16 protein-coding genes and 1 pseudogene are annotated in these 24242 nt (G+C 67.3%); 8 read left to right on the top strand and 9 right to left on the bottom strand.

The genetic code is table 11. The features are described 5' to 3' along the window. Positions 1–48 precede the first annotated feature (48 nt). Together ABWI07_RS31350 and ABWI07_RS31345 are read right to left on the bottom strand one after the other, a co-directional pair. Positions 49–1842, bottom strand: a complete 1794-nt coding sequence (locus tag ABWI07_RS31350) for a relaxase/mobilization nuclease domain-containing protein (RefSeq protein WP_353820747.1) — start codon at positions 1840–1842, stop codon at positions 49–51. Between the two features lie 117 nt (positions 1843–1959). Beyond that, positions 1960–2322 carry a hypothetical protein gene (locus ABWI07_RS31345; protein ID WP_353820746.1) on the bottom strand — a complete coding sequence of 121 codons (363 nt, stop codon included), beginning with the start codon at positions 2320–2322 and terminating at the stop codon, positions 1960–1962. A 406-nt stretch (positions 2323–2728) separates the two neighbouring features. Here ABWI07_RS31345 and ABWI07_RS31340 point away from each other — a divergent pair. Next, positions 2729–3160: pseudogene (locus ABWI07_RS31340) on the top strand (GNAT family N-acetyltransferase); the annotation flags it as partial. Between the two features lie 336 nt (positions 3161–3496). Here ABWI07_RS31340 and ABWI07_RS31335 read toward each other — a convergent pair. From ABWI07_RS31335 to ABWI07_RS31310, 6 genes are all read right to left on the bottom strand, one after another. Then, the gene (locus tag ABWI07_RS31335; RefSeq protein ID WP_353820796.1) at positions 3497–4060 is read right to left on the bottom strand and encodes a hypothetical protein; all 564 of its coding nucleotides are present in this window, start codon (positions 4058–4060) and stop codon (positions 3497–3499) included. A gap of 304 nt (positions 4061–4364) precedes the next feature. Beyond that, entirely contained in the window at positions 4365–6377 is a 2013-nt protein-coding gene (locus ABWI07_RS31330; protein ID WP_353820745.1) for an SNIPE associated domain-containing protein, read from the bottom strand. Positions 6378–6644: 267 nt separating this feature from the next. After that, a complete protein-coding gene (locus ABWI07_RS31325; protein WP_353820744.1) occupies positions 6645–7643 on the bottom strand; it encodes a helix-turn-helix transcriptional regulator in 999 nt (332 codons plus the stop codon). A gap of 72 nt (positions 7644–7715) precedes the next feature. Then, a complete protein-coding gene (locus ABWI07_RS31320; RefSeq protein WP_353820743.1) occupies positions 7716–8957 on the bottom strand; it encodes an MFS transporter in 1242 nt (413 codons plus the stop codon). 8 nt (positions 8958–8965) lie between these two features. Continuing rightward, positions 8966–10762, bottom strand: a complete 1797-nt coding sequence (locus ABWI07_RS31315; protein WP_353820742.1) for a S9 family peptidase — start codon at positions 10760–10762, stop codon at positions 8966–8968. 26 nt (positions 10763–10788) lie between these two features. Then, positions 10789–11784, bottom strand: a complete 996-nt coding sequence (locus ABWI07_RS31310) for a helix-turn-helix transcriptional regulator (protein ID WP_353820741.1) — start codon at positions 11782–11784, stop codon at positions 10789–10791. Positions 11785–12063: 279 nt separating this feature from the next. On the opposite strand from ABWI07_RS31310, the gene ABWI07_RS31305 reads away from it, so the two are divergent. Together ABWI07_RS31305 and ABWI07_RS31300 are read left to right on the top strand one after the other, a co-directional pair. After that, a complete protein-coding gene (locus tag ABWI07_RS31305; RefSeq protein ID WP_353820739.1) occupies positions 12064–12675 on the top strand; it encodes a hypothetical protein in 612 nt (203 codons plus the stop codon). A gap of 1190 nt (positions 12676–13865) precedes the next feature. Beyond that, positions 13866–14753 carry a helix-turn-helix domain-containing protein gene (locus ABWI07_RS31300; RefSeq protein WP_353820738.1) on the top strand — a complete coding sequence of 296 codons (888 nt, stop codon included), beginning with the start codon at positions 13866–13868 and terminating at the stop codon, positions 14751–14753. Here ABWI07_RS31300 and ABWI07_RS31295 read toward each other — a convergent pair. Then, a complete protein-coding gene (locus ABWI07_RS31295; RefSeq protein ID WP_353820737.1) occupies positions 14738–15526 on the bottom strand; it encodes a DUF6879 family protein in 789 nt (262 codons plus the stop codon). The genes ABWI07_RS31300 and ABWI07_RS31295 overlap by 16 nt on opposite strands. A gap of 207 nt (positions 15527–15733) precedes the next feature. Here ABWI07_RS31295 and ABWI07_RS31290 point away from each other — a divergent pair, with 207 nt between their 5' ends. From ABWI07_RS31290 to ABWI07_RS31270, 5 genes are all read left to right on the top strand, one after another. After that, positions 15734–15883, top strand: a complete 150-nt coding sequence (locus ABWI07_RS31290) for an FxLD family lanthipeptide (RefSeq protein ID WP_353820736.1) — start codon at positions 15734–15736, stop codon at positions 15881–15883. 58 nt (positions 15884–15941) lie between these two features. Continuing rightward, positions 15942–19088 (top strand): lantibiotic dehydratase, encoded by a 3147-nt coding sequence (locus ABWI07_RS31285; protein WP_353820735.1) that lies wholly within the window; start codon positions 15942–15944, stop codon positions 19086–19088. Between the two features lies 1 nt (position 19089). Further along, positions 19090–20367, top strand: coding sequence for a lanthionine synthetase C family protein (locus tag ABWI07_RS31280; protein WP_353820734.1), 1278 nt, complete (start codon positions 19090–19092; stop codon positions 20365–20367). 29 nt (positions 20368–20396) lie between these two features. Continuing rightward, positions 20397–22502 carry a methyltransferase, FxLD system gene (gene fxlM, locus ABWI07_RS31275; RefSeq protein WP_353820733.1) on the top strand — a complete coding sequence of 702 codons (2106 nt, stop codon included), beginning with the start codon at positions 20397–20399 and terminating at the stop codon, positions 22500–22502. A gap of 154 nt (positions 22503–22656) precedes the next feature. After that, positions 22657–23625 (top strand): hypothetical protein, encoded by a 969-nt coding sequence (locus ABWI07_RS31270; protein ID WP_353820732.1) that lies wholly within the window; start codon positions 22657–22659, stop codon positions 23623–23625. Positions 23626–24242: the final 617 nt, after the last annotated feature.

Here is a 24242-nt window from a genome sequence, read left to right as displayed (position 1 = left end):
ACAGTGTGCGATCGGCGTGTTGCGACTCTTTCGGGCAATATCGGGTTCTCACGGGGCGCGCCGTCGGCTCGCCTGCCGCGGTGGCGTGCTGGACGTCCGGCTCACGTGTGTGCTGGTACTCGCAGGGGCCCAGAGCGTCGGGAAGGCGGCCATGGCAAGGCGAGCTGACGTTGGTTGAACAGTGGCTTCGGGCCGCGGTGTTGCGGTGCCGGTCACGTTGCGGAGGTGCTGTATTGCTCGACGAGCCGCGTCCGCCTGCGCCTGCCGCTGCTGCAGCAAGCGGATCTGGGTGATGGTTTCGACGAGAGCGATCAGTCGGCTGAGCAGGACGAGGATCGAGACGGTGGTGTGGTTCTGTTTTCCGGCCAGCGCCAGGAGACGAGCGGCAAAGCGCAGGGCATTGCCCGCTGAGGTCGGATGAGGGATGCGGCCGTAGGGCGAGCGGGCGGCCCGGTCGTAGGAGTCGGCGGCCCGGCGGAGATGTTGATTGCCGGTGACTTTGGCTGCCACGTGCAGAGCGTCGGACGCTGCCCAGCAGGCGTCCTCGGCCGCGTAGGGGTTGGTGGCCAGATGCCGGCGGATCTGGGACGTGGCATAGGCGGCGGCACGGGCCGCGTCATCGTAGAAGGCCTGACGCTCTTCGGGTGTGAGCTCGTACGCCGGGGCGGCGAGGCCGCGGGTGGCGTCCGGCGTCGAGGTTTCCCATCGTCGCTGGATGCGTTGAAGGGTGAGGTCGTCTGCGAGCTGCCCGCCGGTATACCAGGTGGGCTCTTCGCCGTCGGCCAGCGCGACGGCGTAGCCTGTGATCTGCTCGGGATTGAGTCGGCTGTAGCGGCACCGCACCAGGAGCTCCTGTCGTTCGAGCAGATCGAGGAACTCGTGGGTCGTTCGGGCTTCCTCCGCCGCGCGGCGGACGGTCGTCCGCAAAACGGCGCGTGCCGTCCGCGCCGAGAGATGCCGTCCAGACAGCGGACGAGACCCCGGACGATCACCGCCTTCCAACGCCCATCGGCGTCGGAGTTTGGGCAATGTGAGATCGTCGGCAAGCTTCCCGCCGCCGAACCAGACTGGGCGTCCGGACGGCCCCACGTCATCCGGCAGTGCGACGGCGTAGCCGGTGACTGCACCGGCGATGCGTTCAGTGTGGCGCTTGTGGACCAGAAGCCCTTCCGCCGCTAGAGCGTCGAAGAATTCGGTCTCCGTCCGGGCCCCGGCCGCCGCGGTGACCACATGCCGCCGCAGCGCGGAGCGCGCTGGTTCCCTCCGGCCGACGCGTTCGGCCTTCTCGGTCTCAGCGCGCTTGGGCCGCCGCGCCGCCGTCCGGTCCGCCGGGGCCGTCCGCCGCAACCCGTACCGGTCCTCGACCACGCGGCATGCAGCGCGGAGCCGGTAGCCGTCATTCCACACGCTGGGCCGCGTCCCATCCTGGCGGGCCAGGGTGGCGACGATGTGGATGTGGTCGTCAGCATGCCGCACCGCGAGCCAGCGGACGGCTTCATCATCGCCGGCCGGAGCCAACCCCGTCCGCCCCATGATCTCGGCGGCGATGTCCCCCCATTGACGATCGCTCAGCACCGGGTCGTCCGGATGCGCCCGGACGGCCACATGCCACACCGGCTTGGGATGGTTGAGTTCACCCAACAGATCGAGCGGCTGTTGCATGAGAGCGTCCAGGCGCCGGAAGTCCCGCTTTCCATCCCGCCCTATAGGTGGTTCAAGCGCTGCCGGGGCATCGAAGCCTGCGACGATATGCGGATCACGGTGTTCGTTGCGCCGTCCTGGCCCGTACAGGTAGCGGATCAGGCCCGGCACGCGCTTACCGCGCATGACCTTGGCGATCACACAGTCCCGCCGCGCCGCATCCGATGAATCAGAAACATGGCGTCAGCGAGGATCTGGTCACCGCACACCAAAGCCCGCCCAGCATCAGCCGAGCGTCGAAAATCGACCCCCTCGATCTCACTGGCGAGGCCTCGGCACACTGGATCGGCGGAGGGTTCTTCTGATCTCCTCGGCAACCGCGTCGATGTTCTGCGTGGAGGCCGCCGCGACCCGCGCGTACTCCTCCAATGCCTGGGCAGGCTGACCCGCCGAGTGCAGGGCCGCAACGGCCTGATTGAGGTTGATCCCGATACGGCGGGCCTGCCCGGCGGCACGCATCACCTCGCCTAGCAATTCCGTCAGTGGCGACCAGCGCGGCGGATCGGCCTGCATGGCGACGGCAACGGTGACCTCGCCGGCATAAGCACTCACCGCCATGCCGACCCGCTCGGCCGCCGCCCGGACCGCGGCGTACTCCTCCTCACTCAAGGAGATCCGCACCCCCACGCCTCGCCGCTGCCCGCGCAACCGGCGCCGACGATGCCCCTGCCCGCTTCGAGGTTGCCCGCCACCGTTCTCTCGCCGTGCCCCAAACCGGGGACCTTCGTGACCGCCAAACGCCACCTGGCGCCTCCGTTCAGGCTGGTTGAACTGCCCCTATCACCTCTTCGGACCGCGCCCGGTCCGAAGCTCGTATGTGTCACTTACGCCATTACTTGCCCCGCGCCCGCCGCCCCCGGCGGACGGCTCACGCACCTGCCCAGCTGTCCCGTCCGTGCGAACCTGGCCCGGTCCGCATTTACTTGTTCCGTGCAGTGGCCACGTTCGGACTTACCTGGCCCCTACGCCCGCCAACGTTCCTGAAGCCGAAACCGCCAACTGATCCGCGCGTCCCGATACTTGAACCATGGACCTGAAGACACCGCGGCTGCTGCTACGCGAGTTTCGCGCCGGCGACCACCCAGCCGTTCACGCCTTTGCCAGCAACACCGAGGTGACCCGCTACACCGACTGGGGGCCCAACAGCCCGCACGACACCACCGCGTTCCTCGCGGAGGTGACACAGGACAGGTCCAGCACTCCCCGACGCCGGTTCGCGCTCGCCGTGGTCAACTGCGAGCACGACGCCCTTATCGGATCGATCGAACTTCAGGTCACCAGCGCCTCCGACCACCACGGAGCAATCGGCTACGTCCTGCACCGCGACTGGTGGGGAAAGGGATACGCCAGCGAGGCCGCCACCGCCCTGCTTCGCTTCGGCATCAACGAACTCGGCCTGCACAAGATTTCAGCTACCTGCGACCCCGACAACGCCGCATCGGCCCGAGTACTCACCAAGATCGGCATGCGACGCGAAGCATCCTCCGCGATCACCTCCATATCCGGGGGCAGTGGCGAGACCGCGTGGTCTATACGTTCGACCGACATCGCACGCAGCCGACCGGTGAGGACTGAGGCAATAGCGGGGCTATCCCCCGGCCCGGCGAGCGTTGGCGGCTGCTGGCTACAGCAACCACAACCAGCTCGCCCGGACGGGGGAAGACGGCACCCGCCAGCCCTGCACGAAATGAGCTCCAACGCGAAGAAGGCCTTGCGCGAAGCCCCAGGAACACGGCCTCGTTCCGCGCCAGCAACGACGCCTAATGGCCGTCGGGTCCGCTACGGGGCACCTGGGTCAACGCTCCCGGCGTGGATGTGGCACCTGCGGTGGAGAACGAAGCTCCGGCGGCACCGAGTCATTGGCACACGAGTTCGACAGGACGTCACCGATCGGACTGGGGAAGTCCTTCTTCGCCGGCTCGACTTGGGCGGCCTCAGGGTCGCCAGGATTCGCCGCAGCCCTCTGCGCCAGGGACTGCTCCTCGCTGGCATCCAGGGCGTGGATGGGGGCGAGCGCGCTCGCCGCACGCCGGAAAGTGTCACCGAGATCGGCTGCCTGTTCAGCTGCCCACCCCAGCGCGTTGTGCGCCACTGTCACGGCGGGAACTGGGTCGTCGCTCCGGTCATGCCCGAGCCGTCCGGCGTCCAACTCCCCCGTCAGGAACGCGTCGATCTGCTCGGCCGTCTGCGCCAAGCGGAATGAAGTCTGAGCCAGATTCCCCAGAACCGTGTACGCGGCCCCCTGCTCGGACAAGCCCGGCGAGCCTTGCGTCAGGTGGTTGAGGGTCCGGACACGCTCATGCAACTCGCCGGCGAGTCGCTCAATGCTCTCGTTCGTACGGGTCTCGTGATCGTCCATGTGAGGTGCTCTCCAACATCGAGGCGGATCCGATCATTGAGCGCTCCTTTCGCCGGGGACAGTCCACAGCCTTCAATGCTCATGAAGTGAGTTGAGGCTGTTTGCGCTCCATACTGTCGTGCTGCGGCGCTGGTGACCAGCTAGCCCGTCGGTCGGCGTGTCGCTCCTGATGGCCTCGATAACCCACATCGGCATCACCCACCCAGCCTCGGAGGCCCGGTGGGTGCGCGCCGACGCTGGTCGCAGACTGTCTCGGCGCGCACGCCCTCACCCGGAGCCCTGGCTGGGCTCGAGAGCTCTGCTGTCAGGCGGGTTTGCCTGCGCGGTATTCGAGGGCCTCGGGTGTCTCGTTGTACTCCAGGAGATGGTTGCCCGCGATGCGTTCGAGGACCTCGCGGACCTCGGCTGGCGTCGCGTAGAAGAACTCCCTGCGGAGGTTGACCTGGTTGACGCGGCGGTCAGCGAACTCCTGATGGAGCTTGTTCTCCAGTCCGACGGCGTCGTCGCTGAAGATGAGCGCGTGGACGTCGAATCGGAACGGCACGGAGGCGTCGCCCAGCTCACGCACTCGGTCCATCGGCTCCAGCCGCCGCGTCATCCCGATCTTCACCATGCGCTCGCCGAAAGCGCCGATGTTGGAGATCACGTACACGTAGCCAGCACGGACGTTGGCGGCGCGTCCCTCCACATCGGAGATGGCCGAGTCCACGTCGGCGAGCTTGGCCCGCAGTTCGGCGGCGCCGTCGGTGTTCCCGTTCGCCTCCAGGCGCGCGAGCGCCGATTCGACGTGTGAGCGCTCCTTGAGCAGGCGGGCCTTCTCGCGCTCGAACTCCTTGCGGGCCTTCTCCTCCTCGCGTTGCTGCTCGCGCTCAGCCCGTACCCGCTCCTTCTCCTCCTCCACCTTGGCCAGATGGTCCGCGGTCAGTCGCAATTCCTTGACGCGAATCGCGCGGTAGTCCCTGCTGACCCGGATGTCCATGGTCTTGCCGAGCCGTTCGATCGTCTGCGCGCTCTTGTCGAGCCGCTCGATCGCCGACTGCAGCTTGTAGGGGCGCATCGTCCGGACGAGGTTGTCGGCCTCGGCGTTGTAGGCGCGCAGCATCAGCTTGGAGAAGTCGCGCACCATCTTGCCGCCCTGGGACGCGGAACCGTTCACTGTCCAGTTCGTAGCGCCGACGACCGCCTTGCCCGCCCGGGCCATGGCCTTGATGCGATCCTTCACCTTCGCCAACTCGGCCTTGTAGGCGACGACATCCGCCAGCGGATGCTGGTACTCGTAGACGCCCGCCTCCTGCAAGAGAGCCAGGTCCTCGGTCTCCACGATCGAATCGCGGATCCGCCGCAACTCGGCACGCAGTTCTGTGCGCTTGCGCTTGGCGTCCGCGACCTCGCCGCGCATCCCCTCCAGTTCTGCCGCCACCCCGGGTGCGTCCAGCCCCCCGAGCCGCTCCAGCCATCCGCGCAACTCGGCGTTCTCGGCCTCGAGTTCTTCGATCCGCTGCTTGCGAGTGCCGAACCCTGCCCTACCCCTGGATCCGCCGGAGGGACCTTGCGGAGGTGGCGCAGATCCGGCGGTTCGGGGAGGAGGTGGCGCGACCTCCTGGTGCGGCGGTGGCGGCGGGATACTTGCCGGCGGCGCGGGCTGGACAGGCGCGGGTGACCAGAACTGCCAGCCTGGCGGTGCGGGCGGCCAACTTGCATCGGGCATCCACCCGGGCGGCGGCGTCCAGCCTGGGGGCGGCGCCGGCCAGGTCGGCGGCGGGTTGTACCGCCATCCGGTCGGGTGAGGCGGGGCCGGGGCCGGAGCAGGCGCGGGCGTGGGCGCGGGCGGCACCATGACGGGGGCGGCAGGCGGCGGGGCAGGCGTCCCCGCGCCGACCGCTGGCATGTGGGGTTCAGAGACGGCGGCTTCGGGCAGGGGCGGACCCGCAATAAGGCTTTGGACGATCTGGGTGAGCCGCGGCGCGTCCTGGTCGTGCACATCACCGAAATCAGTATCGGCGCCTGCCCGATCCGCGACCACGAAGAACCACCGCTGCTTGTACGACTTCCGTGTCTCGACGGAGACGATTGCCGCGATGTCGGTCTCCTGGCGCGGTCCTTCCTTGGCGAGGTCCGCTACGAAGATTCCAAGGATCCGACGATCAGTGATGGCGATGTGCGAGAGAGTCGGGAGCGCCTTGACGGTCGTCGCGAGGGCCAGCACCCTCTCGCCATCCCTGAGGAAGAACCTCAACAGGCGCATGGCACGCTCAGCGTCACCGGGCTCTACCTCGGCACCGATGTAGTCGGGATGCGGGATCTCCTGCAGTGTCATCAGTTCCTCGCAATGTCCTCTCGGACGAAACGAGGGCCTCGATCTAGCGCGCCGACCCCCGTGTCGCCGCTGACCTGAACTTGTCGAGGAGAGCTCCCGACGTTCCTGGGACGGCTCGGCGGGGGCTCCGGTTTACACACCGCTAACCGCCGACTCCGCTACGCAAGTCCCGGAATCAGGACGCCGGCCTTGGTGATCCGGATGCGGCTCTGTGAGACCGGCCTCCCGCCCGGCCAGACGGATCGTCATGTGGTGGCGGATTGGCGGTCAGTCCACCAGACCATGTTGGACGGCGATCACTCCGAGCTGGAAACGCGTCTCACTGCCGAGATTCTCTCGGAGTGCTTTGATGTGGCGCCGGACGGTGGTGAGACTCAGATTCACCCGCTGTGCGATAGCTTCGTCTGACAACCCCTGGACTAGCAGGCGTAAAATCTTGATCTGGATCTCAGGCAATCCTTGGCCGTTGGAACCGCCTCCTCCAAAAGGAATGGCCCTCTCCCAGAGCAGTTCGAAGTATTCCCAGAGGGCGCCCACGATCACCGAGGACTGAACCAGAAGCACACCTGCAGTCTCGGACGAGGTGAGCGGAAGGAGCGCGATCCCCTCGTCGGCGAGTCCCAGACTCATGCGAATACGCGGAAGAATCCGAACTTCGGTACCGGTCTCGGCTATCGCTTCCAGTTTGTCACGCGCGGCTGTTTCCGCCAGGAGGTCGTCATCGTAGATAGCTCTACATCGAGCGCCGCGTCCTGCTGGGGAGGGAGTCGCAGTGATACCGGCTCCATCCATTGGTTCTGTCGGCGCATGGGTGCTCAGGGTCAGCCACTCTCGCTGGACTGAGCCCAGGAGCGTGCTGGTCAGCCTGCTGACTTCGTCGCTATCGGTGATGAGCCGCGCCAACTGCCCCACCGACGTGTCCGGCTCTGCACCTGCGGAGGAAGCGAAGGCGCACATGCGCTGGTAACCGCCCAGGAGTCTTTCGTAGTCGGCCAGCGCCTGCCGAGCGAGGCCAGCGAGCGTGTGCTGCAGGACCACGTCCATCGGAACGGGCATCAGGCGGGCTGGCAAGCCGGCTGCCGGCTTGCGGACCTGGGCCATTCCGGCGCGGATCAGCTTTTCTACCTCGTCTGCTCCCCCGAAGAAATCTGCGGCCTCCTCGGCCGGGCAGCCGTCCACGACAAGGAGTCGGAGATATAGACGAAGGGTTTCTGTTTCAACGACTCCGCCAAGCAGACGAACAGCCTTCTCTTCGAGAGAGCGCATGCGGCAACCTAAGGTCGAATGTTCGGACGAGGCATCAAACCCGCGCCTTCGCTTGAAGCAGACCCCATAGACTTACGCCATAGCGCCCTTCACTTCGATCTTCGAAGAAGATTCCTTCCATGCAGCCAGACGGAGTCCGACCAGCGCGGAAAGCGTGGCGACCACCGCTGTGGTTCCTGACCAGAACGCGAGCACCTCGGCGCCAAGGACGGCTACCAGAGGCCCGGACGCCAGCATGATCAGTGGCATGAGGACATAGCTGGCGACCATGTTCCAGCTGTTAACGCGTGCGAGGACGTCCTGGGCGATTCGATCCTGCAGGGCAGTCGTCCACAGGACGTAGTAGACGGCTTGGAGTACTCCAGGCACGACGGCTGCTGCGGCTATCGACGGCCAAGGGGCTCCGCTCCCCATCAGAAGCATGGGCAGTGCGACCGACATCGGCAAGAGCGCGGCGGCCGACATAGGCCAGCCAGGTCGCCAGCGAGCACCGACCAACGCACCCATCACTGCCCCAAGGGGCTCGCAAGCACTGATGATGCCCCAGGACCAAGCGCCACCATGCCCGTCGGTGGCGTAGAGCGGTCCGGCGATCTTGGTGTAGCAGACCACCGCGGTAGTGATCGCCGTGTACTGCAGCGTCATGATCCACACCCACGGGCGAGCTCCGAACTCGCGCCATCCGTCGCGCAGGTCGCGCAGTGGTCCTGTGCCGGGGTGGCTGGGACGCGAAGTGGCAAGGCGGCTGAGCAGCACGGCGCTGAGCCCGCACAGGATGCCACGCATCGAGGCAGCCCATGCCGGGCCGATCGCAGAGACCATGGCCCCGGAGGAGACGAGGCCGATGAGTAGGCCTGCGGACTGGGTCTGGTTGACCAGCGCATTCCCGGCGGGCCGGTTCGGTGAGTCGAGGAGGTCGGCGATGATGCCGCGGAGCGTGGGCAGGAACATCGCGGTCGCGACGCCACCGATGGCGGCCAGCGCACACAGCAGCGGCAGAGGCGCGCTACCGGTGAAGAGTGCGGCACCGATGGCGAGCCATGAAAGGCAGGCCAACGTCTCGGCGGCCATGAGGACGCGGTGCCGGCGGAAGCGGTCTCCTGCGACCCCACCGCAGATGATGAGCAAGGCCGGGAACGCGTTGCAGGCCATGACTAACGACAGGCCTCGGGCGCCGTAGCCCAGGTTCATCGCGCCCCAGGCCAGGGCAAGTTGTCCGAACCCGACGCTCGCACTGGAGATGATGCGGGAGATGAACAGGGGCGCTATGGACGGGTCTCGGAACAAGGCGAGGGGCGACAGGAACCCGGACACGAAGCCTCCTACTTGCTCGTCAGGTGGGTGAGGAGGAACTGGGCGATGTCTCCGTAGGCCTTGATCTCGTTGGTGCGGTTCGTGAATCCATGGCCCTCATCGGGATAGATGTCGTAGCGCACGTCAATGCCCCGTGCCCGAAGCCTGGTGACGATCTGGTCGGACTCGTCTTGCGGAACACGCGGGTCATGGGCGCCCTGGATGACCAGCAGGGGTGCGGTGATGGCATCGGCGTAGGTGATCGGCGACCGGCGAGTGAGGTGTTCGGCGTCGGCGTCGGGGTTGCCCAGAACGGCGTCGACGGTGGGTCGCCAGGTGGGTGGACAGGCCCGGGCGAGGGTGACCAGGTTGGACGGACCGCAGAACGACACCCCGGCCGCCCATCGATATGGCAACCGAGACAGGCAGGACAGGGCGGCGAAACCTCCGTAAGAGCCACCCATGACGGCAAGGCGGGCGGCGCCGAGGCCGGGGAGGGCGTTTAGGTGGCGGACGGCGTGGTCAAGGTCGTCCAGGTCGACCCCGCCCCAGTCGCGGTAGATGAGCTTCTGGTGAGTGAGCCCGTATCCGGTGGAGCCGGCGATGTTGGGGGCCAGCACGGCGATGCCCTCGTGAAGGAGGTACTGGTAGAGGCCGGCGTAGGCGTACTCGGGACGTTCCTGGGCTTCTGGACCGCCGTGCACCGAGAGCAGAACCGGATGCGGGCCTGAGGTGTGCGGACGGTAGAGCAGAGCGTGGACTTCGCGCCCGCCGGAGGCCGGATAGGTGATCAGGTCGGGCTCGACTGGATCGATCACTTGGACTGCGGGTGGCCGGGTATCGGTGAGGTATAGGAACCCGCCTGCCGGATCGAGGACCCCGATCTCGCTGGGCCGTGTCGCGGTGTCGATCTCCAGGACGATCCGTTGACCGTCCGGGCTGAGTGCGATCGCGTCGATGACTCCCTGCGGAAGGTCCGCGAGCGCGAGTTCGGTTCCGTTCCGCGTGGCGTGCAACACGGAACGTCCTCCCTGGTTGAGGGACCAGACGAGCATCTCGCCGACGGCTTCGATGTGCTCGACGTCCCAGTCGTCGTGGGTAATGCGTTCCATCGAAGCGTCGCCCAGGGTGTACCGGCCGATGGCGGTGAACTCGCCCCATACGTCGGTGGACAGGTAGAAGGCGGTCGAGTCCGGTGTCCACGGTCCGGGGGCGAAGTATCCGCTCCCGTGCTCTGCGGTAACACATACGGCTTCGAGGTCGGGATCGGCAAGGTCGACGAGGTAGATGGCAACGTCGGTGTTGGATCGAAGCCCTGCCACCAGCAACCACCGTCCGTCGGGTGAAGTTCGGGCCGGGGTGAAGTTGACTCCATCCGGAGGAATAATGCGGCGTTCGGTGCCGTCCGCCAGGGTCCGGACGAGGATGTCCTGCACAGTGCGGTCACGGTCGTTAGCCGCATAGATCAGATAGCGGCCGTCGGCGTGGAAGGGGACGTCCGCCAAGACTCGTTGACAGTCCGGGCCGGTGCTGATTTCGGTGAGCTCCTGACCGTCTGCACCGATGCGGTAGATGCGGTATTGCTCATCGCCGTTGCGGTCGGCAGTGAAGACCAGGCCCTTGCCGTCAGGCCACCATGCGAACTGCCGCACCGCCTGGCCTTCGAGTCGGGTCAATCGGCGCGGTGGCCCGCCAGCGACCGGAATCGTCCATACGTCAAAGGACCCAGCGGCGTTGCTGCAGTAGGCCACGGTCTCGGCGTCCGGGGACAGTGCCACTTGTCCGCGGAAACGCTCAGTGGGGACGAAGTCCAGGTAGTCGGGCATCGCTGTTGTGCTCCAGAGGGATCGGGTCATTTGATCCAGCCGCGGCGGGCGGCTGCGGCGCCCATCGCTACGCGGCTGGTGGTGCCGAGTTGCTTGCTGATTGCGCTGACGTGCCGCCGCACGCTGCTGGTCTTCAGCCCGATCCGCCGCGAGATCCCGTCATCGGTCATGCCCTGCGCCAACATCCGCAGGATCGACATCTGGACCGGCTTGAGCGGCAGTTGCGGCTCGGTCTCCCCCAGCGGAACCGCGCGCTGCCACAGCAGTTCGAAGTACTCACGCAGGGCGGCGACGATCACCGGGGCTTTGATCAGCAGCGCGCCGGGCAACCCGGTCGGCGTCAGCGGCAGCAACGCCACCGCCTCGTCGGCCAGCTTCATCTTCATGCCGACCTCGGGCAGGACCCTGGCCTCTTCACCGGCCTGGGTGTGCATCTGGATGATCTTGGCTCCGACAGGATGCTCGGCACAAGACGCCTGGTAGATCGTCCGGCTCAAGACGTTGCCTTCGAACGCGGGGAGAGGTGGCATTCCAGCCAGCTCTTCTAGCGGCCGCTCCATCGCGAAGTTCTCCAGGGTCAACCAGTGGCGTCGTGCTGTTCCCAGAAGAGAGCGTGAGGTGTCGGTGATCTCGGTGCGGTCTGTGAGGATTCGCACCAGCTGGTCGGCCTGTCCCTCCATCACTCCCGGGAAAGGGTGCATGTCGACCATGCGCCGCTGGCCATCCAGCAACCGTCGCTGGTCATCGACCAACTTGCGGGACAGCGCAGCAAGCGCCCCTTGAAGGGCCAGATCCGGCGCGGTGGCGACAAGCCGCGCAGGAACCGCCATCCCCAATGGCATGACGTAAGCCAGCCCGGTCTCCTTCAACGCCTCCACGATCTGCGGTCCACCGAGCACCTCGGCGGCTTCGGAGGGCAGGCACCCGTCCGAGCCCAGTAGCCGGGCGTAAGGGACGAGCAGCTCATCGGCGACGATTCCCTTCAGCAGCCTGGTGGCTGTCTGTTCGAGCTCGGTACTCACTCACACCTCCCCTGACAGAGAGTATCGACGTGAGTGAATAGCGTCACAAGTTGTCGGATGAGCGTTTGGTGTCAACGAACAAAGTGACCACCGTCCGCCCCGCCATCACGGCTCGGGGTCTCCGAAGCTGCTGGCGAAGGTGGTTTCCAAGCCTCCAGCACCCATGAATCGGTCGCCGAATCCTGGCCACTTACCACCATGAGGCGTTTCATTCATGCCTCTGAGCTGGCAGAACCCAGTTTGATCAAGGCACCCCACCACCGATCGACCGGAGCGAGAATGAACCGTCTACGCAAGGCCGCCCACTCACCCCTGATCCAGTGGCTCACCCACCTCACCACCCCGGGAGTCAACCCATGCGCGTGCGGTGGATCTGCCTCTGAGCCCTTCCTGGCCCGCGCCTTCAGCCACCCCCAAGGAGCCGGCGTCATAGGCCCCGGCACCCAACGCCTACTTCGGACCGTCCTGGTCGACGCCCTGGCCCGCAGCACAGAGGGATGCGAGGTCGTCATCGCGCGCGCCGACCTGGAGCGCCTATTCGGCGCGGCCTCCTCCCAACTCTCCTCGTACCTCGTCCCTGCCCTGCACATCACCGACACCCTTGAGGACGCGATCGAACACCTTGAGAGCAGGACTCCCCACACCACTGCCGCAGGCTCGGTGGAGCAACCGCAAGTGCTCTGGCTGGCGACGCCGGGAGACGACGCCGACGTCGTCCACCAAACGCTCGAGCGCGAGCCTTCGACAGACCTCATGACGCTGCTCAACGGCCCCTGGCCGTACGGCCCTACCCACTTCGTCACCGTCGACGGCCCCCAACACCCGCCCTGCCGCAACCTCGACCTCCTCACCCGCGACCAGGCAATCGCCAGGCTCTGGGCCCTCGGGTGAGAGAACGGCGGATGCGGTGATCGGGCAGGAGCCAGGTGACCGACACCGTCGGTGAGGATGAGTTTGGGGAGCAGCCAGTTCAGGGCCTCCGAGGACGGCCTCGAATGAGCAGTTGATCTCGATGCTCGTGGTCTTTGCTCGGACGCAAGGGCTATAGCGGACCGGGGAAGACAGGCTGCTTCCGCAGCTGACCAAGTGGTCCTGCGCATCGCCTCCAAGCCGCCTAAGCGGCCTGTATGGACATTAACGACATAGGCCTGTGCACAGTTACCGCTCCGCGGCGTGGTCAGCGGCGCGCGACCCGAGCCGAAAAGATACCGGCAGGGTCACCGGCCACTCTTCTCCTCACCAGGGCGCACCTGCCGGTGAGTACTCCTTACCAATCAGCGCAAGTAACCAACAGCGACAACTCAGGCCTACAACCCCCGGACCAGAGGTTCCTTCGGCGCCCTCAGCGCTCGGCGCCCGCATCGCACTGTTGGTCGGTTGTGCCCAACGAACGTTCTCCTCATTTAACAGCCTGAATTCTCAGGGTTTCATTGTGGCTCGTCAGCAAAACGATCGGAGGATTCCATGAACGCTCTGGCACACACCTCATACGTCCTCTACAGGGCGAGTAGCCAGCGATTCCACGGCGGCCCGCTCACCACCCCAAGCGGGGAAATCGAGGTCTCCCGCAGCCCTCTCGGGCTTCGCGAACCGGACCGCTCGGACAAGGCTCTCTCCACCCGCAGGGAGGCCAGCTTCCTGATCGCCGGACTCAGGGACCCGCTGGGCAGTGTCGTCATCAGTCCAGTCGCGCACGGTCGTTCCCTCAGTGCCGAGGCCCTCACAAGCAAGGTCGGCGTGTCCTGGATCCGCGCAACCAGCCCTGTCGGGATCCAGCGCCGGCGGTCTGAGCCAGGCGTGTCTCGGATGCTGGATCAGATCGCCTAGGCGCGTTAGCGGGAAGGGCTCCCGCTACCTACCCCTCGGCCAGGCGTCGTCTGGCCGAGGGGTGCGTCTCAGCCTTGGCCCACCCGATTTCGACGTGGCGAAATCGGGGATGGTCAACTCGCGGCCGACTGGGAACGGTGTGTCGAGCCGGGCGTCGTGAAGAGTGTCGTCGTGTGCAGTCGACTGCCTGTGGGTGTGAATCCTGGTAAACGGTGTCGCGCTCACCAGGTGAGGCCGGGGCATGATGGGCCACTATGCCGCCCTCACCATCGTCGTCAGCTCAAGCGGCGCGCGAGCGCTTGGGAAGCCAGCTCCGAGATCTCCGCCGGGCCAGGCGTATCTCGGGCCGAGCCTTCGCAGCCTCGGCGGGGTGGAAGTCCGCGTCCCAGGTGTCCATGATCGAGATGGGCCGCCGAACGATCTCGGCGGAGCACGTGCGGTTGTGGTGCTCGATCTGTGGAGCGTCCGAGCGCCGGACCGAGGAACTGCTCGCCGAGCAGGCGGCGGTCGCGGGGATGTGGATCCCGTACGAGCAGCTGAATCGTGGTGGCCTGCCGGCGGCGCAGAGATCGATCCGGCAGCAGTACGAGGAGCTGGTGCTGGCCCGGTCGTACCAGCCGAAGGTGTTTCCCGGCATGCTGCAGACGCCGGCTTACACTCGGGCGGCACTGACCGGCGTGATCGTTGAGCAGGCGGTGCAGACGTCGGATCCGGATGGTGAGGTCGAGCTGGCGGTGGCCGAACGGATGGATCGGCAGAGTCTCCTCAGCCGCCCGGATGCCCGCTGGTACTTCCTGCTGGAGGAGCCGGTGCTGTGGTACCGGCCGTATCCGGCCGACGTGCACCGCGATCAGCTACGGCACCTCCTGGAGGTGCGGCGGCGGCCGAACGTGTTCCTGGGAATCATCCCGGCCGGCACCTTCCGGCATGGTGTTCACCCGGAGGAGGCGTTCGACATCACCGACGGCCACCTGGTGACCGTGGAGCTGGTGTCGGGCTACCTGTCGGTGACGCAGCCAGCGGAAGTCGCGCTTTACGTGGCCGCATGGAAGCGGCTGTGGGCACTGGCGGAGACAGGTGAGGCGGCGACGGGACGGGTCCGCGCCGCGCTCGACCGGCTGGGCGATCAGGAGGGGGTGTAGTCGTCGTGCGGGATGCCGCGTTCCCACAGCATCTCGAACATGCCGACGATGGGCAGGACCTTGCGCGGGTCGGCCACGTACTCCATCCGGCCGGTGTCGGTGCCGTCGCCTGCGGTGAAGTTGTAGGCGATGAGGCGCTGGTCGTACATGAAGAAGTCGGCGACGGGATGCGGCAGGTCGTAGGCCAGGTGGCGGGGCAGCCACCGCAACTCCTCCCCGGCTTTGAGGTTGCCGTAGCTGATGGCATGTTCCCAGCGGATGTAATCGCTCACCGGCTCGGACACGATCCGCAGTCGACGGAATCGGACACCGCGGGCGACAGCGCCCCCGACCAGGTCGATCCAGGCGCCCCATTGGTAAGTGGTGTCGCCGTCCTCCAGCCATTTCATGAAGGCCGGGTCCGTCTGGTCGTACGTATCGCGGGCTTCGAGGTGGACGACGGATCGTTCGGTTCCGGCCAGTAGTTCCTCGAAGGCCGGTTCCCCGGGGCCGTCCCTGCCCGGCTCGTAGTCGTCGGTGAGGGCTTCGAGGAGGCTCTGTTTGAGGTTCGCCGGTGTCCAGATCGCGACCTCGTCGTCAGCGATCGATGTGTGTCGGCCCAGCCGAGCGAGGGTGGCGGGGTCGGTGACCCGGCGTCCGACCTGGAGGACGTCACCGGTGCCGGGGACCACGAGGACCGCCGGGCATTTGTTGGCGGGCGAGTCGTCGTCGATCCCGACGAAGTCGACGTCGCCGGACGGCGGGGTGTTGGGCTTTTCGGCCGGTTCGTGCATGAATGGCTCCCAGCTAACATTCGCTTCACCTGGTTCCCCCCGACCTTGACCCCCACCCCGGTCGGCGGTCAACCCCGCCGGACAGCGCACGGGTGTGAATGTGTGTGAACTTTCTGGCGCCTACGAGAACTGTCGGCGAATCTCCTTGCCATGGCCGCAAAGCCGATAGTGAGGAGCCGGTGGGCTCCGGAAGGGTATGGAGAGCCGATGACCATCCGAGAGTCCATGGAAAGCGACGAGTTCGACCTGGACATCAGTGTTCTGGAGTCCGGCGACGCATCAGCCGACCTCATCGTCCTCACCGACGACGGGTGTGGCAGTACGTGTTCCAGCCCGTGCGCGACCAACGTCGTCTGACCGCGCTCTGACGTTGAGGTTCGGGCTCCGGCCCATGCCCGGAAAGGTTGTTCGGGGCATGGGCCGGAGCCTGGCAGAACGCTGCCCCGAAGGCGAGATGATGGCATCAAGCGGTGGAAAGCGCCTGTATCGGTGCGCTGAGACGGCGATGGTTCGTGCCGCTCCTCACTCGGCATTGGAATTGCCGGAATGGCCGGATCTCACCGGCAACTCACCGGAACACGTCGCCGGTTGGCGTGCGTGGCTCCTGGCGATCTGGAGGCTGGACGAGATCGCCGAAGCCATAGAACAGGCCAGCCCGGCACTGGCTCGGCAGGTTGCGGTGGTGTGCTCGACCTCGACCACGGATGCCCGAAGGGCACGGCGCACGGTGCTGTCGGTCGTGCGATACGTGCTCCGGATGACGGGCAGAGCTACACCTTTCGGGCTTTTCGCCGGAATCGCACCGGCCGGTTTTAGTGCCCGGCCGGTGGTCGAGTGGGGTGAGGACCATCAGGTCGTCGCACGGGTCGGCGCGAGCTGGATCAGCGAGGTCATCGCCCAGTTGGAAGGCATCCCGGAACTGTTGCGGCGGCTACCGCTGATGGCTAATCCCATGGCATTCGTGCGGGGCGGTCGCCTGGTCGTCCCTTACCCGCCCGGGCGGCGAGCAGGTCAACGCTCCCCCTCGGAAGTATCGCTGCGGTGGACCACGCCCGTGCGGATCGCGATGGAGACGGCCCGTACTCCGGTCCCGTTCGACGGAGTGGCGGCCGCGGTCGCCGCCGCGTTCCCGGCGACGCCGCAGTCCGAGATCGAGAAGCTGATCAACAGCCTGCTGGATCAGGGCGCTCTCATCAGCAGCCTGCACGCTCACTCCACCACGCTGGATCCCTTGGGGCATGTCGTGGAGCAGATGGAGAAGGCCGGGGCAGGCGAATTGCGGCAAGTCGCGGACTTCTTGGATCAGCTGCGCGAGATCCATGCGGGCCTTGCCGAGTACGCCCGGCTCACGACCTCTACGGATCGCCGGAAGGCCCGCCCCGCCCTCGCGGAGTGCATGGCGCGCCTGGCAACGAACACGGACTCAGCCCCTGTGGTGGACATGCGGGTCGATTGCTCGCTGAGCTTGCCCTTCCAGGTGGCCCGGGAGGCCGAAGCTGCCACGTCGGTGTTGGCACGCCTGACCGAGTTCCCGGCAGGCTCGCCTGGCTGGCGGAGCTATCACAACCGTTTCTTCGAGCGGTACGGGATCGGTTCGCTCGTGCCGCTGCGGGACCTGGTGGATCCCGATGTGGGTTTAGGGTTTCCCGCCGGTTACCTGGATGGCGAGCCGGAAGCACGCGAGCCGGTGACCGCCAGGCAGTTGCGGCTGCTTGCCTTGGCGCAGGCTGCGGCCCTGGACGGCTGCGAGGAGGTCGTGCTGGATGAGGACCTGATCGGTGAGCTGGAGATCGGCACCAAAACCCAGATCCTGGTGCCGCCGCATCTCGAGCTCCGTTTCCACCTTCGGGCGGCCTCCCGGGAGGCGCTGGCTCGCGGACACTTCCAGCTAACGGTCGTGGGACCTTCTCGCGGCATCGGCACGACAACCGGCCGGTTCATCGGCTTGCTGAGCCCTGGCGACCGGGCCAAGGCCGCTGCGGTATTCGACCGGCTGCCGGTCAGCGAACCGCAGGCAGTGGCGGTTCAGCTGTCCTTTCCGCCGCTCAACTCGGGCGACGCTCATGTGGCTCGGACGCAGGAGTTCCTCGCCGCCACGATCAGTCTCGCGGAGCACCGTTCTGCGGGGCCCCAGGTGATCGGGGTGGACGACCTGGTGGTCGGCTGCGACCGGCGCCGTCTCTTCCTGCTTTCGCGGTCACGCGGGCAGCGCCTGGAGCCGGTGGTTCCGCACGCGCTCGATCTGCGGGCGCATACTCCCCCGCTGGCGCGCTTCCTCGCCGAGATCGCCAGGTCCCAGTCTGCGGTCGTGTCCCACTTCTCCTGGGGTCCGGCTGGGCGGATGCCGTTCGTGCCCCGGCTTCGGATCGGCCGCACGGTCCTTTCGCCGGCTCGCTGGCGCTTGCGCCGTTCGGACCTACCCGACCGCCATGCGCCGTGGCCCCAGTGGTGGGACGGCATGTGTCGTTGGCGGGACCGCCGTTGCGTCCCGGACGCCGTCACCCTCACCGATGGGGACCAGGCCCTACCTCTGGACCTATCCCAACCCGCGCACCTGGCGGTGCTGCGCGCATACGTTGACTCGACCGGCGTCGCCCTGTTGAGCGAAGCGGCGACCGGGAACGGCTGGTTCGACGGCCACGCCCACGAGATCGTCGTGCCAATGACCGCGGTCGTAGCAGGCGGATCGGCAAGGGGACCGCGAGTCCCGGCCCCTCGACCGCAGCGTCGGGATCACGGGCAACTGCCGGGGGCGTCCCGGATGCTGCTGGTCAAGCTCTACAGCAGTTCCGAACGGCACCCTGAGATCCTCGGCCGCTACCTACCGGACCTGCTCGCTCGGTGGGCGACTCCGCCCAAGTGGTGGTTCCTGCGCTATCGCGACCCGCTCCCGCATCTACGGCTGCGCATCGCACTCGACGACCTCACCGAGTTCGGACCTGCTGCCAAGCGCGTCTCCGCGTGGGCCGCGCTTCTGCGACGCGAAGGGCTTCTCAGCGAGGTGCAGTTCGCCACCTCCTACCCCGAGACCGGCCGGTGGGGCAGTGGAACGGTGTTGGAGGCGGCCGAGGAGGTCTTTGCCGCAGACTCTCGTGCACTGGCCGTGCAGTTCGCTCAGATGGCCGGGTCGTCCCCGCAGGCGCTGACCGCAGCGAACCTTGTCTCCATCGCGGCCGGGTTCAGCGGCAGCCCGCAGAGTGGCATGGACTGGCTGATCCGGCACGGGAAGGTCGATGCCGCCTGCCCCCTGGAACGGCCAGTACTCCGCGAGGCGGTCCGCCTGGCCGACCCGAAGGACGGCTGGGCAGCGCTGCGTGCGGTCCCCGGCGGCGACATCGTCCTGGCCGCCTGGTCCGAACGCGACCGAGCGCTGGTCCGCTACCGGGACCGGCTACGCAGCGCCGAGGACTTGAACCCCGACCTCGTCCTGGATTCGCTGCTCCACGCCCATCACATCCGGGCCGCCGGGCCGAACAAGAACGACGAACACATCTGCGTGCGGCTGGCCCGCGCCGCCGCGCTGGCATGGACAGCAAAGCGGTCGTCAGCGGCAGGACGGTGAGGTGAACGTGGCCGACCAAACTGTAGTCACGCCGGCCAGCGCCCAGGCTGGAGCAGCGCTCGCCGCCCGAATCGCTGACCACCTGGCCTCGCCGCAGGCCGTGCGCGCTACCGTCCCGGCCCACGGCTGGTGGCCTCAGTCGCTGGCCTACGGTGCGGCCGGGATCGCGTTGCTCCACATCGAGCGCGCCCGTTTGGGCGAGGGCTCCTGGCAGCGTGCTCACGATTGGCTCGCCTGCGCCGCTGCTGAACCCGCCTCAACAGGGGCGGGCAGCCACCTGTACTACGGGGCACCGGCTCTCGCCTTCGCATTCGACGCTGCGGCTGACCGGCCTGGACGTTATGCCCGCGCCCTGGAGACCCTTGATCGGCACATCGCCGCTGTCGCCCGCTCTCGACTGGACGAGGCCCACGCGCGGATGGATCGCGGCGGGCTGCCCGCGCTGGCCGAGTTCGACGCCATCCGCGGGCTGACCGGCATGGGGGCTCTGCTGCTGCGGCGCACCGTCCACCATGGCGATGTTCACGCCGACCTGGTCCGGGCCATCCTGGATTACCTGGTCCGGCTCAGCGAACCCGTGCGGCGCCATGGGGACCTCCTTCCCGGCTGGTGGAGCGATCTGGCCCCATCGGGCAGACGGTCCTCGCAGTACCCGAGCGGGCACGCCAACAACGGCGTCGCTCACGGCATCGCCGGTCCGCTGGCTCTCCTGGCCTTGGCCTCACTACGCGGCATCACCGTCAGCGATCAACGGGCAGCGATCGAACGGATCTGCGCCTGGCTCGACCTGTGGCGGATCGAGGGACGGGACGGTCCGCGCTGGCCGTACTGGATCACGCTCAGCGAGCTGGAGTCTGAACGTCCCAGCCCTGGTCCCTCGCGTCCCTCCTGGTGCTACGGCGTCGCAGGTTCAGCGCGCGCCCAGCAACTCGCCGCTCGGGCCACCGGCGACACCGGACGCCAGCGCATGGCCGAAGAGGCGCTGCTACATGCCATGACGGCCCGGATTCCGCTCGCCGCGACCACCGACCTGTCACTGTGCCACGGCTTCGCCGGCCTGGCGCACATCGTCCAACTCGCCGCGGCAGATGCGATCACGCCAGGCCTGCGCGAGTGCTTGCCCCGCCTTCTAGCACCGATCGAATCCACCACGCCGGACACCTTGATGGCCTGCGGCGCCGGACTTCTAGAAGGCACCACCGGCGTGGCGCTTGCTCTGCTCGCCCAGGTCAACGGAGCCACCCTGTCCGGCTGGGACTCCTGCTTCCTGATCACCTGACCTCGTCCACCTGAAGGGAGACCGGCTGGATGACAGCCCAGCAGTGGCCGCAGCACGTCATCACATTCGCCGACTGGCGCAGCGCCGAGCCCATCGTGCTGGAGCATCTGCTGCCCGCGCTCGAAACCTCGCAGAGCGGGGAGCCGCACGGGTGGTCGTTCGTGCGCAAGTACCCGACCTGGCGGCTACGGCATCACCCGACCACAGACCACGGCCTGCGGAGACTGGATCGGGCGCTGGACATGATGCTCTCCTACGGCTTGATCGAAGGCTGGACGCCCGGCATCTACGAGCCGGAGACCACCGCTTTCGGAGGCGCTGCGGGCATGGATGCCGCCCACGCGCTCTTCCACCACGACAGCCGTCTCGTCCTTCAGCATCTGGCCCCGTCCGGTCTCCCCCGCAGGAATCCGCCAGAGCTCGGGCGGCGCGAGTTCGCCGTGCTGCTCCCGAGCGTGGCGATGCGGGCCGCGGGCCTGGACTGGTTCGAGCAGGGCGACGTCTGGGCCAAGGTCGCCGAGCAACGACCCACACCGCAGAACCAGCCCGGCTCCCGGCGGCTCTCGCACGCCGTGCACCGGCTCATGACCGTCGAGGCGGGCTCGTCCAGCACTTTGACGACCACGGGCAGGCTTGCGCCGCTGGCCGACTGGGTCGCCGCCTTCGAGCACCTCGGTCAGCGGTTGGCCGATCTCAACCACCTGGGCCGACTGGAACGCGGTCTGCGAGCCGTCCTCGCCCACCACGTGATCTTCCACTGGAACCGCATGGGCCTGTCCCACCAGGAGCAGGCCACCTTGGCCGTACTAGCGAAAGAAGAAGTCATGGGAACAACCGGACAGCGTCCCGTGTCCGCCTCTGGCACAGGTCCGCTGAACACTACGGTGGCCCGCGTGAGCAACGACACGATCGAGGCCGCCTCCGCCGAGCCTCTGCGCCACGCCCTGGTCAACCAGCTCATGGAGCACGGGCACATCCGCACCGGCCGCGTCGAAGAGGCGATGCGCACAGTCCCCCGCCACATGTTCGTGCCGCAAGCTCCCCTGGAAAAGGCGTACGCGAACGCCACGGTAGACATCAAGCTCGACGCCGGCGGCGCGTCGATCAGCTGCGCCTCCCAGCCCGACATCGTCGCCATGATGCTGGAACAGCTCCAGGTCGAACCAGGCCACAAGATCCTGGAGTTGGGGGCCGGAACGGGCTACAACGCCGGTCTGCTCGCCTACCTGGCCGGCCCGACCGGCCACGTCACCACCATCGATGTGGATGACGACATCGTCGAGGGCGCCCGCACCTCACTGGCCGCCGCCGGCATCGACAACGTCACCGTCATCCTCGGCGACGGCGCTCTCGGCCACGCCGACAACGCGCCCTACGACCGCGTCATCGCCACGGTCGGCGCACACGCAGTCCCCCATGCCTGGCTCGACCAGCTCGCCCCGGGCGGAAGGCTCCTCACACCGCTACGGCTGCGCGGCACCGTCGCCCGCTCCATCGCCTTCGAACAGCAGGACGGCGCCTGGCGCAGCGTCAGCAGCGAAATGAACACTTTCATGCCGCTTCGCCAAGGCATCGCCGACGATCCACGGCGCCTGGTTCCCGTGACCTCCGACGGCACGGTCACCCTCGTGACCAGCGGCGACCAAGAGGTCGATGCCGAAGCGCTGGGCGATGTCCTGCACCAGCCCGCCTCCCAAGTCTGGACCGGCGTCACATTCGGTGGCCAGGAGTCGGCCGAGTGGCTGGAGCTATGGCTGGCCTGCACAATGCGCAACGGTCTGAACCGCATGCCCGCCAAACCCCAAGCCATCGAAAGCGGCCTGCTCACCGCCCCCTACCCCAGCTCCACAGCCTGCTTCGACCAGGCGGCACTCACCTACCTGACCCGCCGCAAGGCCACCCGCGCCGCCCCGGACGGCGCCAGCCTGTACGAGTTCGGCGTCATCGGCCACGGTCCCGGCAGGGGCGCCCTGGCCGAGCAGGTAGCAGAGGCCGTCCGCACCTGGGACAATGAGTACCGCGGACGCGAGGTCACCTTCGAGATCCAGCCGCTCGACAGCCCGCCTCCCGCCCAGCGCCCCGGCCGTTTCACCTTCTCCAACGCCCTCAACCGGATCCTCATCGAGTGGCGATGAGATGGACGTCGCCGCGATAGCCCAGCGCTTCCCACTGGTCGCCCGCCCCCGCCCGACCTGCCCGCCCCTCGCCGAGCGGGTCGGTCAACTCCGCGAAATGGCCCTCAGCGCTCACACAGAAGGCGACCGAGCGTCGGCCGCTGCTGTACAGAATATGGCCGCCCTGATCGCCAGCGACTGCGGCCTGCACGACCTGGCACGGACCCTGTGTTGGCAGCACTTCGACACCTATCTCAGCCACTGGCCCCTCGATGCACCAACAGCCCGGCATGCCCTGGAACCCCTGGTCAACATCGCCCGCCTGCTGATTCGCACGCGCGATGCCAACGGAGCCCACGATCTACTCAACGCCCTCTTCCACGCGGTCAGCGCCCACGGCGACGCGGTGATCGACGGCCGCTCCGTATCCTTCCGCTACCTCACCAACACCGAAGAGAACCACCGCACGCTCCTCGAATGGTTGTGGACAGTCCTGCTCGCCGACGGCACCCGCGCCCTGACCAGCGCCGGCCGGTGGCAAGAGGCCCTCGCTTACGTGCAGCAGCACAAGGGGATCGGCCGCCGACTGCTGGACGGTCGACAGGTCGCCGTCCTCGCCCAACTACACGCCGGCGATCCCATCACCGCGTTGAAGACCATCAGCCAGAGCGACACTGCCGAGCTATGGGAACGCGCGGTGGCCGCCTGCCTCACCGCCCTGTGCACCACCCGCACCGACCAGCCGGCGAACGCCGCGGTCACCACCATGATCGACCACTACCTCAGCCTTCCTCCCAGCCCGGACGTCGTCCTGTTCCAAGTCCGCCTGGGCCTGACCGTCGCAGACATCGCAGGCATCACCAGCCAACAGCGCGAAGACGAACGAGCCACGGACCGGCTCGTCGAACAAGCCCTCACCTCTGAAGACGGATACGCCGCCCAAGAGGTCATCAACAACCGGAGCAGCCGTACGCACCTGACCGTCGAGCATGAGCGCGCTCTATCCGCAGCCGTACGATCAGCCGGACTCGACCACAAAGCCATCCCTCAACCCCTCATCACCGACCTCCTCAAAGCCGCCGAAGCAGCCCAGGAAGTCACCACGCGCCAACGGAACGCCTCGAACCATGCCACGCATGGGTGAAGTTGTCGGCCGCGTGGACGGCGAGCAAGGCCGGCACGAACGACCGGAACGGTTCGCCGACTTGATGCGGTCGTTCAGGCGCCGACGACGCCGGGCTGCAGCGGAAAGGGCAGGATCGACCGGTGCCCCAGCACGGAGGCCGGCCTCCAGCCATCCGCGGAGCATTCCGACGCCGCAGGGAACCCAGATGGCCGTGGCGGTCGCTGACGACGATCGTCCTCGGACAGGAACTGGACCTGTCGGTCACCGTCGCCGAGCTTGGCTGGCCCCCTGACGACCTGGAGTGTGCCCCCGCCACGACCTGGCATCCAGACCGCATGGACTCCCGCGAGGACCTTGCGCATCCCCGCCTGTGCGGGGCCGAGACGCCGAACATTGCGCCGTACTCCTCCAGCCACGGACCATCCCCGCGCGTGCGGGGCCGAGAGGTAGGCGCCGGCGAGCGTGGGGCCCTTGATCGGACCATCCCCGCGTGTGCGGGGCCGAACGCTTGGCGACGCTGGGGAACTTGTGGGCGTACAGACCATCCCCGCGTGTGCGGGGCCGAACGCTTGGCGACGCTGGGGAACTTGTGGGCGTACAGACCATCCCCGCGTGTGCGGGGCCGAACGCTTGGC

The organism is Actinomadura sp. NPDC000600, assembly GCF_040492135.1.
Classification (GTDB): Bacteria; Actinomycetota; Actinomycetes; order Streptosporangiales; family Streptosporangiaceae; genus Spirillospora.
The sequence above is the reverse complement of the archived record's forward strand: the minus strand, read 5'-3'. Positions and strand labels throughout refer to the sequence as shown.

Coding starts and splice junctions, on each gene's coding strand:
- ABWI07_RS31270 (WP_353820732.1), top strand. CDS start 22,657: ATGGCCGCCCTGATCGCCAGCGACTGCGGCCTGCACGACCTGGCACGG.
- ABWI07_RS31305 (WP_353820739.1), top strand. CDS start 12,064: ATGAACCGTCTACGCAAGGCCGCCCACTCACCCCTGATCCAGTGGCTC.
- ABWI07_RS31300 (WP_353820738.1), top strand. CDS start 13,866: ATGCCGCCCTCACCATCGTCGTCAGCTCAAGCGGCGCGCGAGCGCTTG.
- fxlM (WP_353820733.1), top strand. CDS start 20,397: ATGACAGCCCAGCAGTGGCCGCAGCACGTCATCACATTCGCCGACTGG.
- ABWI07_RS31315 (WP_353820742.1), bottom strand. CDS start 10,762: ATGCCCGACTACCTGGACTTCGTCCCCACTGAGCGTTTCCGCGGACAA.
- ABWI07_RS31325 (WP_353820744.1), bottom strand. CDS start 7,643: ATGCGCTCTCTCGAAGAGAAGGCTGTTCGTCTGCTTGGCGGAGTCGTT.
- ABWI07_RS31290 (WP_353820736.1), top strand. CDS start 15,734: ATGACCATCCGAGAGTCCATGGAAAGCGACGAGTTCGACCTGGACATC.
- ABWI07_RS31335 (WP_353820796.1), bottom strand. CDS start 4,060: ATGGACGATCACGAGACCCGTACGAACGAGAGCATTGAGCGACTCGCC.
- ABWI07_RS31285 (WP_353820735.1), top strand. CDS start 15,942: ATGGGCCGGAGCCTGGCAGAACGCTGCCCCGAAGGCGAGATGATGGCA.
- ABWI07_RS31295 (WP_353820737.1), bottom strand. CDS start 15,526: ATGCACGAACCGGCCGAAAAGCCCAACACCCCGCCGTCCGGCGACGTC.
- ABWI07_RS31330 (WP_353820745.1), bottom strand. CDS start 6,377: ATGACACTGCAGGAGATCCCGCATCCCGACTACATCGGTGCCGAGGTA.